16 protein-coding genes and 1 tRNA gene are annotated in these 16,144 nt (G+C 38.6%); 11 read left to right on the top strand and 6 right to left on the bottom strand.

The annotated features are described in order from the left end of the window. Window positions 1-28: 28 nt before the first annotated feature. Entirely contained in the window at window positions 29-931 is a 903-nt protein-coding gene (gene dapA / locus AB9L17_RS22540; protein ID WP_223555323.1) for a 4-hydroxy-tetrahydrodipicolinate synthase, read from the top strand. A gap of 173 nt (window positions 932-1,104) precedes the next feature. Next, the gene (locus AB9L17_RS22535) at window positions 1,105-2,589 is read left to right on the top strand and encodes an aldehyde dehydrogenase family protein (protein WP_375200827.1); all 1,485 of its coding nucleotides are present in this window, start codon (window positions 1,105-1,107) and stop codon (window positions 2,587-2,589) included. Between the two features lie 191 nt (window positions 2,590-2,780). Here AB9L17_RS22535 and rpoN read toward each other — a convergent pair whose 3' ends face one another. Together rpoN and AB9L17_RS22525 are read right to left on the bottom strand one after the other, a co-directional pair. After that, complete coding sequence (gene rpoN / locus AB9L17_RS22530) at window positions 2,781-4,064, bottom strand: RNA polymerase factor sigma-54 (protein ID WP_223555325.1); 1,284 nt, start codon at window positions 4,062-4,064, stop codon at window positions 2,781-2,783. A gap of 496 nt (window positions 4,065-4,560) precedes the next feature. Further along, complete coding sequence (locus AB9L17_RS22525; protein WP_223555326.1) at window positions 4,561-5,625, bottom strand: M24 family metallopeptidase; 1,065 nt, start codon at window positions 5,623-5,625, stop codon at window positions 4,561-4,563. A gap of 131 nt (window positions 5,626-5,756) precedes the next feature. On the opposite strand from AB9L17_RS22525, the gene AB9L17_RS22520 reads away from it, so the two are divergent. Next, window positions 5,757-7,439, top strand: coding sequence for a peptide ABC transporter substrate-binding protein (locus AB9L17_RS22520; protein WP_068986779.1), 1,683 nt, complete (start codon window positions 5,757-5,759; stop codon window positions 7,437-7,439). Window positions 7,440-7,685: 246 nt separating this feature from the next. After that, complete coding sequence (locus AB9L17_RS22515) at window positions 7,686-7,844, top strand: hypothetical protein (protein WP_223555329.1); 159 nt, start codon at window positions 7,686-7,688, stop codon at window positions 7,842-7,844. A gap of 45 nt (window positions 7,845-7,889) precedes the next feature. Here the strand turns inward: AB9L17_RS22515 and AB9L17_RS22510 are convergent, their stop codons facing one another. Genes AB9L17_RS22510 through AB9L17_RS22495 form a run of 4 tightly spaced genes read right to left on the bottom strand, consistent with a single transcriptional unit; the run spans window position 7,890 to window position 12,212 of the window. After that, the gene (locus AB9L17_RS22510; protein WP_223555331.1) at window positions 7,890-8,252 is read right to left on the bottom strand and encodes a DUF3899 domain-containing protein; all 363 of its coding nucleotides are present in this window, start codon (window positions 8,250-8,252) and stop codon (window positions 7,890-7,892) included. Then, complete coding sequence (locus AB9L17_RS22505; RefSeq protein WP_083227129.1) at window positions 8,249-10,237, bottom strand: ABC transporter ATP-binding protein; 1,989 nt, start codon at window positions 10,235-10,237, stop codon at window positions 8,249-8,251. The genes AB9L17_RS22510 and AB9L17_RS22505 overlap by 4 nt, the downstream gene beginning before the upstream one ends. Window positions 10,238-10,250: 13 nt before the next feature. Next, window positions 10,251-11,285, bottom strand: coding sequence for an oligopeptide ABC transporter permease (opp3C, locus tag AB9L17_RS22500; RefSeq protein WP_068986777.1), 1,035 nt, complete (start codon window positions 11,283-11,285; stop codon window positions 10,251-10,253). Window positions 11,286-11,288: 3 nt separating this feature from the next. Continuing rightward, window positions 11,289-12,212, bottom strand: a complete 924-nt coding sequence (locus tag AB9L17_RS22495) for an ABC transporter permease (protein WP_068986776.1) — start codon at window positions 12,210-12,212, stop codon at window positions 11,289-11,291. Window positions 12,213-12,349: 137 nt separating this feature from the next. Between AB9L17_RS22495 and AB9L17_RS22490 the strand changes: the two genes are divergently transcribed. The 7 genes from AB9L17_RS22490 (at window position 12,350) to tsaD (ending at window position 16,111) form a co-directional block, all read left to right on the top strand. Further along, window positions 12,350-12,496: a hypothetical protein gene (locus tag AB9L17_RS22490; protein WP_223555332.1), complete on the top strand. Its 147-nt coding sequence runs from the start codon at window positions 12,350-12,352 to the stop codon at window positions 12,494-12,496. A 135-nt stretch (window positions 12,497-12,631) separates the two neighbouring features. Further along, window positions 12,632-12,707 (top strand) — tRNA-Asp (locus AB9L17_RS22485). Window positions 12,708-13,038: 331 nt separating this feature from the next. Beyond that, complete coding sequence (locus AB9L17_RS22480) at window positions 13,039-13,380, top strand: hypothetical protein (RefSeq protein ID WP_223555334.1); 342 nt, start codon at window positions 13,039-13,041, stop codon at window positions 13,378-13,380. Between the two features lie 116 nt (window positions 13,381-13,496). Then, complete coding sequence (gene tsaE / locus AB9L17_RS22475) at window positions 13,497-13,946, top strand: tRNA (adenosine(37)-N6)-threonylcarbamoyltransferase complex ATPase subunit type 1 TsaE (protein ID WP_083227131.1); 450 nt, start codon at window positions 13,497-13,499, stop codon at window positions 13,944-13,946. Further along, a complete protein-coding gene (tsaB, locus tag AB9L17_RS22470; protein WP_068986774.1) occupies window positions 13,943-14,650 on the top strand; it encodes a tRNA (adenosine(37)-N6)-threonylcarbamoyltransferase complex dimerization subunit type 1 TsaB in 708 nt (235 codons plus the stop codon). Before tsaE ends, tsaB begins: the two co-directional genes overlap by 4 nt. Then, the gene (gene rimI, locus AB9L17_RS22465) at window positions 14,643-15,095 is read left to right on the top strand and encodes a ribosomal protein S18-alanine N-acetyltransferase (protein WP_068986773.1); all 453 of its coding nucleotides are present in this window, start codon (window positions 14,643-14,645) and stop codon (window positions 15,093-15,095) included. Before tsaB ends, rimI begins: the two co-directional genes overlap by 8 nt. Beyond that, complete coding sequence (gene tsaD / locus AB9L17_RS22460; protein ID WP_375200826.1) at window positions 15,095-16,111, top strand: tRNA (adenosine(37)-N6)-threonylcarbamoyltransferase complex transferase subunit TsaD; 1,017 nt, start codon at window positions 15,095-15,097, stop codon at window positions 16,109-16,111. The genes rimI and tsaD overlap by 1 nt, the downstream gene beginning before the upstream one ends. Window positions 16,112-16,144: the final 33 nt, after the last annotated feature.

Genomic DNA, 16,144 nt, shown 5'->3' with positions numbered 1-16,144 from the left:
TAATTGAATTACTTAGGAGGAAAGAAGCATGAAAAAATTAGAAGGTTCATTTCCAGTATTAGTAACGCCAATGTTAAACCAAACAGACATCGATTGGGATGGCTTCCGTCAAAACATCGAGAATTTTATTGAAGCTGGCGTAACAGGTATTGCCATTAACGGTAGCACAGGCGAATTCGTAAGTTTATCTAAAGAAGAGCGCTTTAAAGCAGTAGAAGTAGCGGTTGATCAAATTAAAGGGCGTATTACATTAATTGTTGGTACGGCTGCAGAAACAACAGCAGAGGCAATCGCGTATACACAACAGGCTGAGCAAGCAGGAGCAGATGCAGCTTTGCTCATTAACTCTTATTACGCACATCCCAAAGATGAAGAAATCTATTTACATTTTAAATCAGTTGCAGAATCAGTAAGCTTCCCAATTATGATTTATAATAATCCATTCACTTCTGGTGTGGATATTGGCTTAGAAACAATATTAAAAGTGGGCCGAGATGTACCAAACATTACACATATTAAAGAATCCAGCGGTAGCATCGGCAAAGCGCGTGATATTGTGCGTCAAGGACAAGACAACATTAAAGTGTTTTGTGGTTCAGAAGATTTAGCAATTGAATCATTCCTTGTTGGTGCGGTTGGTTGGATTTCTGTATCAGGAAACATCGTGCCTGAACTTGTAACGGAATTGTATAAAAATGTGCAAGATGGGAATCTAGATGAAGCATGGGCTATTTACGATCGTTTATTACCATTATGTGCGTTTTTAGAAGGATCAGGTAAATACGTACAAATTGCAAAACGTGCAATGGAATTAAAGGGCTGGGCGGGCGGACCTTGTCGTTTACCGCGTCTCCCATTAACAGAGGAAGAAGATGCACAACTAAAAGCAATCATGGCTGACTTAGACGTACTTGTTATCGAGCATAAGTGATTTTGAAAGGAATCGTGTTGGTCCTCGCGCAGGCCTGGGCACAATTCAAAATCCAATCGCAATGTTTATCTGTAGCAAAAGCGAAGCGGCAGCAACAAAAGTTTTCTGTGCGAAAGCGAAGCGGCAGCAACAATGAAGCCAAGGTGAAATTGATGATAAGAAGGGGTGGCAAAATGGAGGCATTATTAACATTGAAACCAAAGGTGAAGGAATTTTTACAATCGACAATTGGTTTATATATTAATGGTGAATATGTACATTCTCAATCAGGTAAAACATTTGAAGTATTAAATCCCGCAAATGAAGAGGTAATTGCAACAGTACATGAAGCACAAGCTAAAGATATCGACATAGCTGTATTGGCTGCACAAAAAGCATTTGATGATGAATGGTCCATCATGGATGCAGCAGAACGCTCACGTATTATTTATAAATTTGCAGATCTACTAGAGGAGCATCGGGAAGAACTTGCACAGCTAGAATCATTAGATAATGGTAAGCCATACAAAACGGCTTTAGCTGATGATGTGGACGGTACTGTACAACATTTCCGTTATTATGCAGGATGGGCAACAAACATAACAGGAAAAACGGTGCAAGTATCAAAGGATTACTTAAACTACATTGTTCATGAGCCAGTAGGGGTTGTAGGGCAAATCATTCCATGGAATTTTCCGCTTGCAATGGCTGCATGGAAATTAGGCTCGGCATTAGCAGTAGGTTGTACAGTTGTTATTAAACCTGCAGCGGAAACGCCATTATCGCTATTGTACGTAGGTCAATTAATAAAACAAGCTGGCTTCCCAGATGGTGTTGTGAACATCGTACCAGGCACAGGTGAAGCAGGTGAAGCTGTTGTTACACATAAAGGTGTAGCAAAGGTAGCATTCACTGGATCCACAAAGACAGGAATTCACGTCATGAAAAAAGCAGCAGACGATGTGAAAAGTGTAACATTGGAGCTTGGAGGTAAATCTCCAGCAATCGTTTTACAAGATGCTGACGTAGAAGAGGCAATAGAAGGAACATTTGCTGGGACAATGTACAATCACGGACAAAATTGTAGTGCATGTACAAGGGTCTTTGTACACAGTAGCTTATACGATCAGTTTGTTGAGCGACTTGCCGAAAAAGCAAAAGCATTAAAATTAGGACCGGGGCTGGATTCAGAAACAGATATGGGGCCACTTGTTTCACAAAAACAACTAAATACAGTACTTGGTTTCATTGAAAAAGGAAAAGAAGAAGGTGCACGCCTAGTAGCAGGTGGGGAGCGCGAATTTAACAAAGGTTATTTTGTACAACCAACTGTATTTGCTGATGTACAGGATGATATGACAATTGCTCGTGAAGAAATTTTCGGACCGGTTATGTCTATTTTCTCATTTGACACAGTGGAAGAAGTGATTGCTCGTGCAAATGATAGTAAGTATGGACTCGCAGCAAGCATTTGGACTGAAAATGTGAAAAAAGCACATTATATCGCTAGTAAGCTACAAGCAGGAACGGTATGGATTAATGATTTTGGTTTAGAGTGGGAAACGATGCCATTCGGAGGTTACAAGCAATCAGGTGTTGGTCGCGAAATGGGCGGCGAATATGGCTTGTCCAACTATACGGAAGTTAAAAGTGTCTTCGTAAATATGAAGCAAAACTAAGTGGATTCTTCATATAGGCTCTTTATCAAAAGTGGGAAGATAATTGTTAAAACATATGTCATTCTTTTGCCTCAAGTCGCTCATCGGACGCCCCAAGGAAAGACCTACAGTCGGAACGGAAATCACCCCACATTATGGTGGTGGGCCTTCATACATTTAAAAAGGAGCTACTTAACTGAGAGTAGCCCCTTTTAAAATTGAATCACTTTACGTCTTGTAGATGACGGAATGTTCATTTCTTCACGATATTTTGCTATTGTACGACGTGATATTTCGATACCAAGTATAGTGTTGAAATGCTCGGCAATTTTTTGATCTGAGAAAGGCCTCTTTTTATTCTCAGTTTTAATATAGTCAGACAAAAGCGATTTTACCTTTATTTGTGAAACACTGTTACCATTTGCTGTTTGTAATTTAGAAGTGAATAAATCTCGAAGTTCAAATGTCCCGAAAGCCGTTTGTACATATTTATTCGTTGTCACTCGGCTAACTGTCGATTCATGTACTTCAATTTGTTCAGCAATTTCACGCAAAGTAAGAGGCTCTATAGCATCAAAGCCATGTGTAAAAAAGCCTTTTTGCTTTTCAATAAGTGCCTTCATGATTTTAATAATTGTATTTCGGCGCTGCTCAATACTGTTAACTAGCCATTGATAGTCTGATAAATACTTTTTAAAATAACTCTTTTCAGAGGAATTGGCAGTAATGTATGGTGCATAGTCCGCATGTATATTGATTTTAGGTAAATAATAATCATTTAATGAAAAAATGATGGCACCATCAACAATCTCAACAATAATATCCGGTGTATGATGATGTGTAGCTTCCTGATGAAACAGTGAGCTAAGTTTAGGCTGCAAAGTTTGGATGAATCGATAAATTCCTTGCAATTCATAAAGGGATATATCTAACTTGTCAGAAATTTGTTTCCATTTCTGGTTAGCAAGTTCATCAAGATAAAAGGAAATTACTGTTTCCGTATGAGCAGGGCTATTTTCACAATACATTGTTTGTAATAGCAGGCATTCTTTCAAATTCCGTGCCCCAACACCAAGTGGTCCAATGTTTTGTAATAAGTGAATGCCCTTTTCGATTTCATGATCTTGATAAGTCGGTGTCATTGGTTGTTCATAGTAGCCGTTGTCATCCAAATGATAAACAATATGTTTAAGCAGTTTAATGTCCTTATCTTCATGGAAGGTTAGCTTAATTTCCTCAAATAAATCATCACGAATATTTTTTTCATATTTAGTTACATGTTCCAAGATATTTGTGTGACGGCTAACACCTTTTGAAAAATGTGTACGTTCTTGAAATCTCGGTTCATTTAACTCTACTAATGGATTTTCGAGCTCTTGTTCACGAATATACTGTTCTAACTCTAGTGTAGAATATTGTAGTAACTCGATGGCTTGACGAAGTTGTGCAGTCATCACTAAATTCAAATCTTGAGTTTGTTTGATAGAAAGCTGCATTTTAAAACCTCCATTCTCCATTTAAGTATTTAAATCTATAGAAAATGATGCTCTTGAGTAATAGTGACAATAATTCTAGACATTTATCACTAAAGTAAAAAGGAGCTTTAGTGATAAATGTCTATTATAAAGATATTTAACTTCGTGTTGGCCTAAAGCCTCCGGTGGATGTCATGGAATCGGAAAAGAGTTCATAAAGGATGTTAGCCTAAAATCATCGCATCCATGCGATAACGGCTAACTGACCTGCATCACGCAGGCCTAAGCACAAAGCCGATTCCGGACGCAATTATGCCGAGGCATAATTGATAATGTGTCAAAAAAATGAACATTATTAAGAGTGTGTATAAATAATGAAAAAGGGCTCTTTACCAACATATGTACTTGACTGTGAATTTCATTCCGGGAGACGCTTTCCTTTAGTATGGTCCGAGCCTCCCTCCAATCCATAGGCTTTCATACCAACAATACACTTTTTCAAAATTAAAAGGTTACTTTATAAAATAATAAGCTCTTTTGGTGAGTATGTGATAACTTCAACTCCGTTTTTTGTAACGATGACATCATCTTCTATACGTACTCCGCCAAAATCAGGAATGTAAATACCAGGCTCAACAGTAAGCACCATATTCTCTTCTAGGATGTCTTCGCATACTGTAGACATAAAAATATTTTCATGAATATCTAAGCCGATCCCGTGCCCCGAACCGTGTCCATAATTTTGTCCATAGCCTTTAGCTTTTATGAAATCTCGTGAAAAGCTGTCTGCTTCTTTTCCAGTAATACCAGCCTTCATACTAGATAGAGCAATTTGTAATGAGTCATAAACGATTTGGTATATTTCCATTAGTTTTTCAGGTGGTTCGCCAACTGCAATTGTTCTTGTCATATCTGAACGATAGCCTTGATAATAGGCACCAAAATCAAGTGTCAGCATATCACCTTCTTCAATTATTTTGTCAGATGCAACACCATGCGGAAGTGCAGAACGATGACCAGAAGCAATAATTATATCGAATGCAGCTCCAGTAGCTCCGTTTTTACGCATATGAAACTCTAACTCATTTGCGATATCAATTTCTGACACTCCTGGTTTAATAAATGTCAAAATATATTTGAATGCCTCATCTGAAATCCACGCTGCTTTCTTAATCAATTCAATTTCTTCTGGTGTTTTTATCATGCGTAAATTTTCCACAATATTAGATAGCGGCTTTAATGTTGCTGTTAATTTACTAGACATTAATTGATATACCTCATAAGTAACATGTTGTTGCTCAAAACCAACTGTTTGGATAGATTCTGTGTCTAAAATTTCTTGGATAGTTTCATATAAACGGCTGCGATCGATTTCACGAACATCAAATTCTTTACTTTGTTTTGTTGCTTGCTGTGTGTAACGGAAATCTACGAGTAAAAGTGCTTGAGTCGGTGTAATTACTACTGTACCTGCACTGCCTGTAAATCCTGTTAAATAACGACGGTTTTGATGACTCGTTATGATGAGAACATCCGATTGTTGAGCTCGTAATGATACACGTAATTGTTCTAGTAGTGACATGTTATAATTCCCCCTTTTTAAATATACTGCAAGATTTGTGCCAAAATTAAAATATGGTGTCGGCACGAATATTGCATATATGTTTTGTTGCACGGTAGCAATCGTGCAATAAAATCAAAGGGGAAATGACAATGACTAAAAAGACAAAATGGTTAGTCGTGTTATTAGGGCTGATGCTAGTTGTATTAGTCGGCTGCTATGGTAAGGAGGATAATTCTTCTGCTAGCCCAACTGGTGGCAATAGTACGGACAAAGAGTCTACTACTGACGGTGACACAACTGTTGGACAGGAACTGCATTTAGTAGCGGGAGGGGATTTAGCAACAATGAGTTCATTAGGGAGTGTAGATGCACTTGCAGTTACTGCAATGAACTCTGTATTTGAGGGGTTGTACCGTATCGGACCAGAAAATACACCAGTGCCAGGAATGGCAGAGTCATATGAAGCTTCAGAGGATGGTACTGTATATACATTTAAGTTACGCCAAGATGCTGTGTGGAGCAATGGTACACCTGTTACAGCACATGATTTTGAATACGCTTGGAAAAGAGCTATCAATCCTAAAACGCAAGCAATTTATTCTTATTTAATGCTAGATATAAAAAATGCAGCGAGTGTTCAAAAAGAGGGCGATCCTCTATATGGTAAAGTAGATGAAATTGGCGTTAAAGCGCTAAACGATTACACATTGGAAGTCCAACTAAATGCTCCAATTCCATATTTCATAAGCTTAACAACGTACGCACCGTTCTTTCCACTAAACAAAGAATTCACAGAAGCACAAGGCGATCAATATGCGTTAGAAGCAGCAAATATGATTTATAATGGTCCGTTCGTAATGGAATCATGGCAGCATGGTCAAGGCTGGACATTCGTAAAAAATGAAAACTATTGGGATAAAGACAGTGTGAAGCTTACAAAAATCACACAAAAAATCGTGAAAGATACGGCAACAGCTGTCAACTTATATGAAGCAGGAGAAATCGACACTGCTGAGCTTTCGAGTGAGTATGTTGCTCAATACAAAGATAGCCCAGAGTTTTCAACATTTTTAAAACCGAATACGTATTTTATCCGAATGAACCATGAAAATAAAATCCTATCAAACAAGAACATTCGAAAAGCTATCGATATGGCTTGGGATAAACAAGGCTTTGCAGATGTGATTTTACAGGATGGCTCTATTCCAGCATATTTTTTAGTACCCCTTGGATTATCAACAGATGAAAAAGGTGTTGATTTCCGAGAAGGGAACGGTGATATGAATAAAACAAATGTTGAATTGGCAAAGGAAGCATGGGCTACGGGTTTAAAGGAGCTTGGGGTAGATCAAGTAAAACTTGAGTTTTTAACTTATGACCGTGCAGAGTCTAAAAAAGCTGCAGAATTTATTAAAAATCAATTAGAAACAAATCTTAAAGGTCTAGAGCTAACAATCAACATGCAACCTAATAAGCAAAAGCTAGCATTAGAAGGGGCTGTTGACTATGATTTAGACTACGGTGGTTGGGGCCCTGACTATCAAGATCCTATGACATATATTGAATTATTTGAATCCACGGCTTACTACAACCAATCTCACTATAAAAATGAAGAGGTTGATGCATTAATTAAAAAAGCTAAAACAACTTCTGATGTTTCCGAACGTTGGAAATTAATGCAACAAGCTGAAAAGATTATGATGGATGATGTTGCATTTGCACCAACATTCCAAAAAGGTATAAGTCGTTTGACGAAGCCATATGTAAAAAATTTATATGAACATCCGTTTTCAGCTGACATTAGCTATAAATGGGTTGAAATTGTAAAGTAAAAAAAGATGCTGCCTACTTAGATAGGAGGGCACTGAAAAAGTCTATATCTTCTCACATTGCGAGGTATTCAACGATTAAATCGTTGAATACCTCGCTTTCTTCATTTGGCACTGTGACTCTACTGTTGTTTTCCGAAGCATTCCGCTCGCGAGCGATGCTTCTCCAAACAACGCAATATATCACACTATTATTTTAGTCACGCTTTTCTTTATAATAAAAGAATTAATGTGCAGGTGGTGCCCCCGTTGATATCAAATCAAGAAACCCTTAATTTAAGTCCATATATGGCGATCTACGATAGCTCGAAGCTCGCCTACAGGAAGCGTTGCTCTGTGCGAAAGCGAAGCGTCAGCAACAAATGTTTTATCTGTGCGAAAGCGAAGCGACAGCAACAAAGCGAGTAGCCTGGAACGGAAATCAACCACTCGTTATAGTAAAAAAGCCTCCTATCAATAGAAAACAACAGATAAAATAGTTGTCATTATACAGCCACTCAAACCTGCTAGTAGCAGTGGATAGGTAAAGGTATAGGATGGCGCTTGTACGTATTCCAAGTCACCATCTAACTCATAGGCGTAGGTGCCGTTTTTAGTGACGCGAGCAAAAAAACGTTTAAAGCTGTAAGTGATCCCATTAAAAAGCCCGCCTTGCACAACAAACAATAGTGCTCCAACGATTGTAAAAGTAAGTGAAGCAAGGAAAGTGTGATTAATGATCGTCAGCATTGTCATCGATTGCTTTAAGAGCAATGTATAGAGAAGGGAACATAGCAAAATGCAGCCAGTAAATAATAAAGTTATTTTTAATTTCATTGCAGTATGCTCTCGCTGATTGCTTGATGGTATTGGGTAAGTTCTTCTTCTGTCAGCATGACAAAATGGCCTGGACGTACTTCTGTAAAGCTTTCACTTTCTCTATTAGTAGCGTTATATTCAACCTCATTAAAAATAATACGTTGTCGTTCACGTTCTAATTTTGGATCAGGCAATGGTATAGCAGATAATAGTGCCTTTGTATAAGGGTGAATTGGGTGATCATAGAGCTCTTGGCTTTCTGCAAGCTCGACTATTTTCCCACGATGCATGACGCCGATACGATTACTAATATATTTCACCATCGATAAATCATGTGCAATGAATAGATATGTCAGTCCACGTTCCTTTTGTAGCTTTTTCAATAAATTAACGATTTGTGCTTGAATCGATACGTCTAATGCGGAAATTGGTTCATCAGCAATAATTAGTTCAGGCTCTACAGCCAGGGCGCGTGCGATACCAATGCGTTGACGTTGCCCGCCGCTAAGCTCATGAGGGTAGCGATTAGCATATTCTTTCGTTAAGCCTACTATATTTAATAGCTCATAAATTTTTATCTTCCATTCGCTTTTTGGCACACCATGAATAGCAAGACCTTCTGAAATAATGTCAGCAATTTTCATACGTGGATTTAAGGAAGAATAAGGGTCTTGAAAAATCATTTGCACCTTGCGATTAAAGGCTAACTTTTCTTGCCTCGTCTTTGCTTCATTAATATTCCTACCGTCGATGTGAATATCGCCTGCAGTTACTATATTGAGTCCAATAATCGAGCGGCCTGTCGTGGACTTGCCACAGCCAGATTCTCCAACTAAACCAAAGATTTCTCCTTTATAAATATCAAAAGTAATGCCGTCTACAGCTTTGTTGATAGTGTTTTTATCTAATTTAAAATGCTGCTTTACTCCTTTTAATGATAAAAACGGGTTGGTTGTATCAAATACAGGAGCTTTTTCACGTTCATTGCATTCAGCTAGTGCTAACTGTTGATGAATCGGTATCATTTTAGGAGCTTGCTCATGCAATAACCAAGTCGCGGCATAGTGTGTGTCACTGACCTTAAACATGGGTGGTTCCTCTAAAAAATCGATTTTAAGTGCCTGCTTATTACGAGCAGCGAAGGCATCACCATTCGGCGGATGCAGTAAGTTTGGTGGTGTTCCTGGAATAGCGTACAGTGTGTCGGTTTCAATATCTGGGTTTGGCATTGCAGCAAGTAGACCTTGTGTATATGGATGCTGACAATGGTAAAAAATTTCATCGACTAAGCCAATTTCAATAATTTTTCCGGCATACATCACGGCAACACGATCAGCCATTTTTGCTACAACACCCAAATCATGTGTAATAAATATAATTGAAAGATTCATCTTTTTTTGAATGTTTTTTAGCAATTCTAGAATTTGTGCTTGAATCGAAACGTCTAGAGCTGTGGTAGGTTCATCGGCAATAATAATACGAGGCTCGCAAGCAAGTGCCATCGCGATAACGATACGTTGACGCATTCCTCCAGAAAATTGGTGAGGATATTGTTTATAGCGCTTATCCGCTTCGTTAATGCCAACAAGCTGTAATAGTTCAATCACACGTTCTGTTATTTGATGACCACGTAATGCTGTATGTTTTTTTATGCTCTCTGCAATTTGACTACCGATTGTCATCGTGGGGTTTAATGCAGTCATCGGATCCTGGAAGATCATTGAGATTTCAGCTCCGCGGATGGCACGTATTTCCTGCTCTTTGCACGTTAAAATATCTTTCCCATTGTATAAAATTTGACCATGTTTCAGCATTGTTGTTTCGACAGGGTTTAGTCGTAATAGGCTTTTAGATGTAACTGACTTCCCAGAACCTGACTCGCCAACGATTGCTAGTGTTTCACCTTCATATAAGTCGAAGGATACATTACGTACAGCCTGCACCTCACCATTATACGTATTAAATGAAACACTTAAATTTTTAACTTCTAATATTTTTTTCAATGCGCATCCCTCCTTATTTACGTGTTTTTGGATCGAATGCATCACGCAGTCCATCACCGAGTAGATTAAAGCTAATCATAATTAAACTAATGACAATGGATGAAAAAATCATGCCATGTGGATAAATACGTAGTAATTTATAAGAGTCATTAACAATCGTTCCTAAGGAAGCTGTTGGTGGCTGTAGTCCTAGGCCGATAAAACTCAATAATGCTTCAGTAAAGATGGCTCCTGGGATGGTAAAAGTAGTAGCTACAATAATTGGACCTAGCGTATTAGGAATTAAATGTTTCCAAATTAAACGTTGGTTACTAGCACCGAGCGTTCTAGAAGCAAGAACAAATTCATATGATTTTAACTTTAGTATTTGTGCTCGTACGATACGTGCCATACTAATCCACCCAACGATAACCATCGCAATAGTAATAGAAATGATGCCTGGTTTTAAAATAAGAATGAGAAGAATATTAACAATTAGCCCAGGAATACCAACTAACACTTCAATAATACGTTGCATAATATGATCAGTGCGACCACCATAAAATGCTGAAACAGCCCCGTAAGCAACGCCTATAATTAAATCAATTGTTGCTGCTAAAAAAGCAATATAAAGAGATATACGTGTGCCTTGCCAAATACGTGTCCATAAATCCCGACCTAATTCATCTGTACCGAACCAAAAATATTCACTTATACCTTTAGCTTTATATTGGTCAACACCACGACTATCAACACCGTTTAAGCCTAAGAATGAAATATTCTCAAGAACAGGGACTTTTGGTGGTAAATTTGTCCGCGCAATATTTTGTTCATCGTAGCCATGATTATTCATAAATGGACCGAAAATGGCTAGTAAAATAACTAAAATAATAATGCATAAACCAACGATGGCTGCTTTATTTTTGCGTAAGCCAAGCCATGCATCTTGCCAAAATGATTGTTCAGAACGATACGTAAAATCATCGCTCAATTCATGTTGAGAGACAGGCTCAAATAAATCAGGAGGATATTTTTTTAGTGTTGCATCCTCAGTTATTTTTGTTGTCATAAATTACTCGCCTCCTGTGACACGAATTCGAGGGTCAATGAATCCGTATAAAATATCAATAATTAAGATAACGCTTACAAATAGAACAGCATAAAAGATTGTTGTTCCCATAATAAGTTGATAATCATTCGTAATAATGGAATTAACAAATTGTTCGCCTAAGCCAGGGATACTAAAAATTTTTTCAATAACAAGTGAGCCAGTAATCGTATTAACAGTTAATGGTCCGATAATTGTAATGATTGGGATTAGTACATTTCGAATACCATGCTTTGTAATGATAAAGGAATTCGATAGTCCTTTTGATTTCGCTGTTAAAATATATTCTTGATGGAGTACTTCCAACATTTCAATCCGTGTAAAGCGGGCAATTGTTGCAACAACACCTACCGCTAAAGCGATTGTTGGTAAGATTGAGTATTCAAAACCGTTCCAAAAGGCGATTGGTAGCCAGCCTAGTTTGACACCAATCCAGTATTGTAAAAAACCTGCAAATACAAAGGATGGAATGGAGATACCGAGCACAGCTAAAACCGTAGCCCCGTAATCTATAATGGTGTTGTGCCTTAGTGCTGCTATTATACCTAGCAGTAAGCCTATTAAAGTACCGACAGTTACGGCTTGAAATCCTAGAATGGCAGAGGCACCGATACGTTCTTGAATTATTTTTGTAACCGGACGATTATCAAAAACAAATGAAACACCTAAATCCCCTTGTACAAAATTTGCTAAGTAAATACCGAATTGAATAGGTACCGGTTTATCTAGACCGTATTTTTTGTAAAGTAATTCTTTTTGGGCTTCAGGTAAGCGTTCATCATTAAATGGGGAACCGGGTAGTGCCTTCATAAGCAAAAAAGAAAGCAAAATGATAATAAATAATGTAATGATCATGTAGCCGATTCGAGTAAAGATGTACCGAATCATTGAAACGACCTCCTTATGAAATAGTTTGTTGAATCTATTTAATTTATTTGCAAAAACGGTGCCAAAAGTTGTGGATGACATTTGTTAAGACGTATGCTTTGTATATTAGTTGATTGGAGTGGAGACTGGGCGACTCCTTGGGGATTAGCGTCACAGATGAGACCCTGGAGCGAGCAACGCGAGTGAAGCGGCTCATCGGACGCCCCCAGGAAAGCGCCCAGTCGGAACGGAAATCAACCACACGTTATGGTGATGATCCCAAAAGATGGGTAATGATTAAATGATTGGCTCATCCCCGAAAGTTGTGGATGACATTATTTAAAACACATGCCAAGTATATATTTAGGTGAAAATAAAAAAAACGAAAAAAATCTTGCATGAGGCATTTTCCTATGATATATTAATAGATGTCTTAGAGAGGTCCCGTGGTGTAGCGGTTAACATGCCTGCCTGTCACGCAGGAGATCGCCGGTTCGATCCCGGTCGGGACCGCCATTATAAATGATAATATAGTTCTTATGATGCTTTTAAAATCATAAGGACTTTTTTATTGTTATTATAAGGAAATTTGTGGATATTGATAATTTCTAAAAAATGTATGGTAAAATTGGTTTTATCATATTGTTGAAGTATCAAATACAATGAAAGTTGGAGGGGCGGTCGCCAGAACGTTTGAGGAAGCTACACATTGTGCCTCACCCCAACATTTGATGTAGAGCCACTAAATTAATAAATCTAACAAGTGGAACAATAAACATAGAAGTTAGGTGACTATCTTTTTATCAATTTCTCCCAAGAGAAGGAGATTGTCTTTGGAGGTGTTAACATGAGAAAGTATAATTACATAAAATGTCTTCATATAAGTTTGTTCGTAGGTGCTTTGGTTATCCTCGTAGGTTGTGGAGATCCTATTTTAGAAATAGAGGAGTCCAATGCGTACCACTGGCAAACAAATATGAATGAAGCGGAATTTGAAAAATTAAAAGAAGGTATGTCGTATATGGAAGTGGTGGAGATTGCAGGGGGAGCAGAAGAGATGGTGAAAAAAGATCAATACCGCTGGAATGATGAAATACTTATGACAAAAGCCTATATAGTACGATTTAAAGATGATAAATTGGTTGATAAAAAGGTTATTGATATAGAGGGTTATTCAACAACAAAGTAAGCACGTCTTCTACAAAGGGGGACGTGTTTTATTTTTTAAAATCATTGGATGTTTTGAACATTTACGCTTGTTTCGGTAAACTAGAGGTAATGGAGCTAGGAGAGGAAAAAGAGATGATGTATGAAAAAATAATGAATTCGCTGGATGATACTGAGCATTTTGCGTTGAAGCTAGCAAACTTACTAGAAGCCCAGGATACAATTACATTAGAAGGTGATTTGGGCGCTGGTAAGACGACATTTACGAAAGCATTAGCGAAGGGGCTTGGCGTGAAGCGAACGGTCAATAGTCCAACATTTACGATTGTAAAGCAATATGAGGGACGTGTACCATTTAATCATTTAGATGTTTATCGTTTAGCGGAAAGCGATGAAGATCTTGGCTGGGACGAGTTATTTTATAGTGATGCGGTGTCAGTTGTCGAGTGGGCTCATTTAATTGAACAGGACTTACCGCAGGAGCGTCTTGGAATAGAAATTTACCGAGTTGGAGAAAATCAACGACGGTTTGTATTAATACCTCTTGGAAAGCGATATGAGGCATTATGTGAGGAGCTAATGAAATGATTTGGTTAGGGATTGAAACAGCGAATGCACCACTTTCTATTGCTGTCGTAAGGGATGGTAAAGTGATTGCAGAAATTGTACAAAATATAAAATTAACGCATTCAGCGGGTGCGATGCCAGCCATTGAAGAAGTGCTAGTAAAGGCTGGCATAAAGCCAAATGAGTTAGATGCGATTGCTGTATCAGAAGGGCCTGGTTCATATACAGGTGTTCGAATAGGTGTGACACTTGCTAAAACATTAGCGTGGACATTGAAAAAACCTTTAGTAGGAATATCAAGCTTAAAGACATTGGCTGCAAATGCAGCACTATATGGTGGATTTATTTGCCCTATCTTTGATGCGCGAAGAGGCAATGTCTATTCGGCAGTTTATAAAGGCTATGAGCTTGATGTGATTATAGATGACGATCACGATCATATAGATGGATTGTTAGAACGTTTACAGGCTTTAGAGACTCCGGTTTTATTTGTCGGAGCAGACGTAGATGTTTTTTGGCATAGAATTGTAGAGGTACTAGGTGATTTTGCTCTGCGTACACCATTTAGCAACGACCTACCACGAGCGAGTGAAACTATTCGATTAGCGACTAAAGTGGAACTACCAAGTGTAGATGCAATTCATCATTTTGTCCCGCAATACAAACGTATTGCAGAGGCGGAGGCGAATTGGCTGAAGGAACAAAAGGAGAAGGCACATGAGTAGTAATATAATGTATCGTAAAATGGTATCTGAGGATGTCCCAGCAGTATATGAAATAGAGCTTGCAACATTTTCTGCACCATGGACGTTAGATTCTTTTTACTATGAGGTGCATGAAAATCAGTATGCACATTATGTGTTGGCGGTGGATGCGGACGGTAGTATTATCGGCTTTTGTGGCATGTGGATGGTTATAGACGCAGCGCAAATTACGAATGTAGCTGTTATAGAGGCAGCTCGCGGCCGAGGTATTGGTGAAGAATTGATGCGAGAGTCTATGCGTATTGCTCGACAGCATGAAATGGAAGTTATGAGTTTAGAGGTGCGCGTAACGAATACAGTTGCTCAAAATCTTTATCGAAAGCTTGATTTCCAAGATGGTGGCATACGTAAAGGCTATTATACAGATAACGGGGAGGATGCCCTTGTCATGTGGGTGAATTTATGATGGAAAATCGAATTATTTTAGCAATAGAATCGAGCTGTGATGAAACAGCAGCAGCGATTATTCGAAATGGCTCTGAAATTGTTTCTAATGTGGTTGCGTCTCAAATAGAAAGTCATAAACGATTTGGTGGGGTTGTACCTGAAATTGCATCTCGTCATCATGTTGAGCAAATTACAATGGTCATAGAAGAAGCGTTAGCACAGGCAGACATGAAGCCGGCTGATTTAGATGCGGTGGCAGTTACTGAGGGGCCTGGTCTAGTAGGTGCATTGTTAATTGGGATTAATGCTGCGAAGGCTTTTGCATTTGCCAACAATTTACCGATTATCGGTGTGCATCATATAGCAGGACATATATATGCTAATGCACTCGTGCAGCCAATGGAATTCCCATTATTAACACTTGTCGTATCAGGTGGCCATACAGAGCTAGTTTATATGAAGGAACACGGCTCTTTTGAAGTCATCGGAGAGACGAGAGATGATGCTGCTGGTGAGGCTTATGATAAGGTTGCGCGTGTCTTAGGCTTACCGTATCCAGGTGGTCCGCGTATTGATAAGCTAGCACATGAGGGGGATGAGGCCGTAACCTTCCCAAGAGTGTGGTTAGAGGAAGATTCTTATGATTTTAGCTTTAGCGGTCTGAAATCAGCCGTTATTAATTATAAACATAATATGGATCAGCGTGGAGAAGAGATTTCTCCTACTGCTGTTGCCAAAGGGTTTCAAGATAGTGTAGTTGAAGTGCTAACAGCGAAAACATTAAGAGCAGCTCGTCAATATAAAGTGAAACAGGTTATTGCAGCTGGAGGTGTAGCGGCTAATAAGGGCTTGCGTACATCACTTGATTCTGTATTTGCGGAAGAAGGGATCCCGGTTTATGTGCCGCCATTAAAACTGTGTACAGATAATGCAGCTATGATAGGGGCAGCAGCAACACCAATGTTTGAAGCAGGTATTCGCGGTAATTTATCAATGAATGGTCGCCCTGGGATGGAGTTGAAATCCTGGGTTTAACTTCTTTCAGACCTAATCACAAAGTAGATTTCG

The organism is Lysinibacillus sp. RS11 (genome assembly GCF_042019215.1).
GTDB classification, from domain to species: Bacteria; Bacillota; Bacilli; order Bacillales_A; family Planococcaceae; genus Lysinibacillus; species Lysinibacillus xylanilyticus_A.
This window is presented reverse-complemented; position numbering and strand designations above follow the sequence as displayed.

Excerpts from the sequence above, each read along its gene's own strand:
- dapA (WP_223555323.1), top strand. The coding sequence starts at position 29 with ATGAAAAAATTAGAAGGTTCATTTCCAGTATTAGTAACGCCAATGTTA.
- AB9L17_RS22535 (WP_375200827.1), top strand. The coding sequence starts at position 1,105 with ATGGAGGCATTATTAACATTGAAACCAAAGGTGAAGGAATTTTTACAA.
- rpoN (WP_223555325.1), bottom strand. The coding sequence starts at position 4,064 with ATGCAGCTTTCTATCAAACAAACTCAAGATTTGAATTTAGTGATGACT.
- AB9L17_RS22525 (WP_223555326.1), bottom strand. The coding sequence starts at position 5,625 with ATGTCACTACTAGAACAATTACGTGTATCATTACGAGCTCAACAATCG.
- AB9L17_RS22520 (WP_068986779.1), top strand. The coding sequence starts at position 5,757 with ATGACTAAAAAGACAAAATGGTTAGTCGTGTTATTAGGGCTGATGCTA.
- AB9L17_RS22510 (WP_223555331.1), bottom strand. The coding sequence starts at position 8,252 with ATGAAATTAAAAATAACTTTATTATTTACTGGCTGCATTTTGCTATGT.
- opp3C (WP_068986777.1), bottom strand. The coding sequence starts at position 11,285 with ATGACAACAAAAATAACTGAGGATGCAACACTAAAAAAATATCCTCCT.
- AB9L17_RS22495 (WP_068986776.1), bottom strand. The coding sequence starts at position 12,212 with ATGATTCGGTACATCTTTACTCGAATCGGCTACATGATCATTACATTA.
- AB9L17_RS22480 (WP_223555334.1), top strand. The coding sequence starts at position 13,039 with ATGAGAAAGTATAATTACATAAAATGTCTTCATATAAGTTTGTTCGTA.
- tsaE (WP_083227131.1), top strand. The coding sequence starts at position 13,497 with ATGTATGAAAAAATAATGAATTCGCTGGATGATACTGAGCATTTTGCG.
- tsaB (WP_068986774.1), top strand. The coding sequence starts at position 13,943 with ATGATTTGGTTAGGGATTGAAACAGCGAATGCACCACTTTCTATTGCT.
- rimI (WP_068986773.1), top strand. The coding sequence starts at position 14,643 with ATGAGTAGTAATATAATGTATCGTAAAATGGTATCTGAGGATGTCCCA.
- tsaD (WP_375200826.1), top strand. The coding sequence starts at position 15,095 with ATGGAAAATCGAATTATTTTAGCAATAGAATCGAGCTGTGATGAAACA.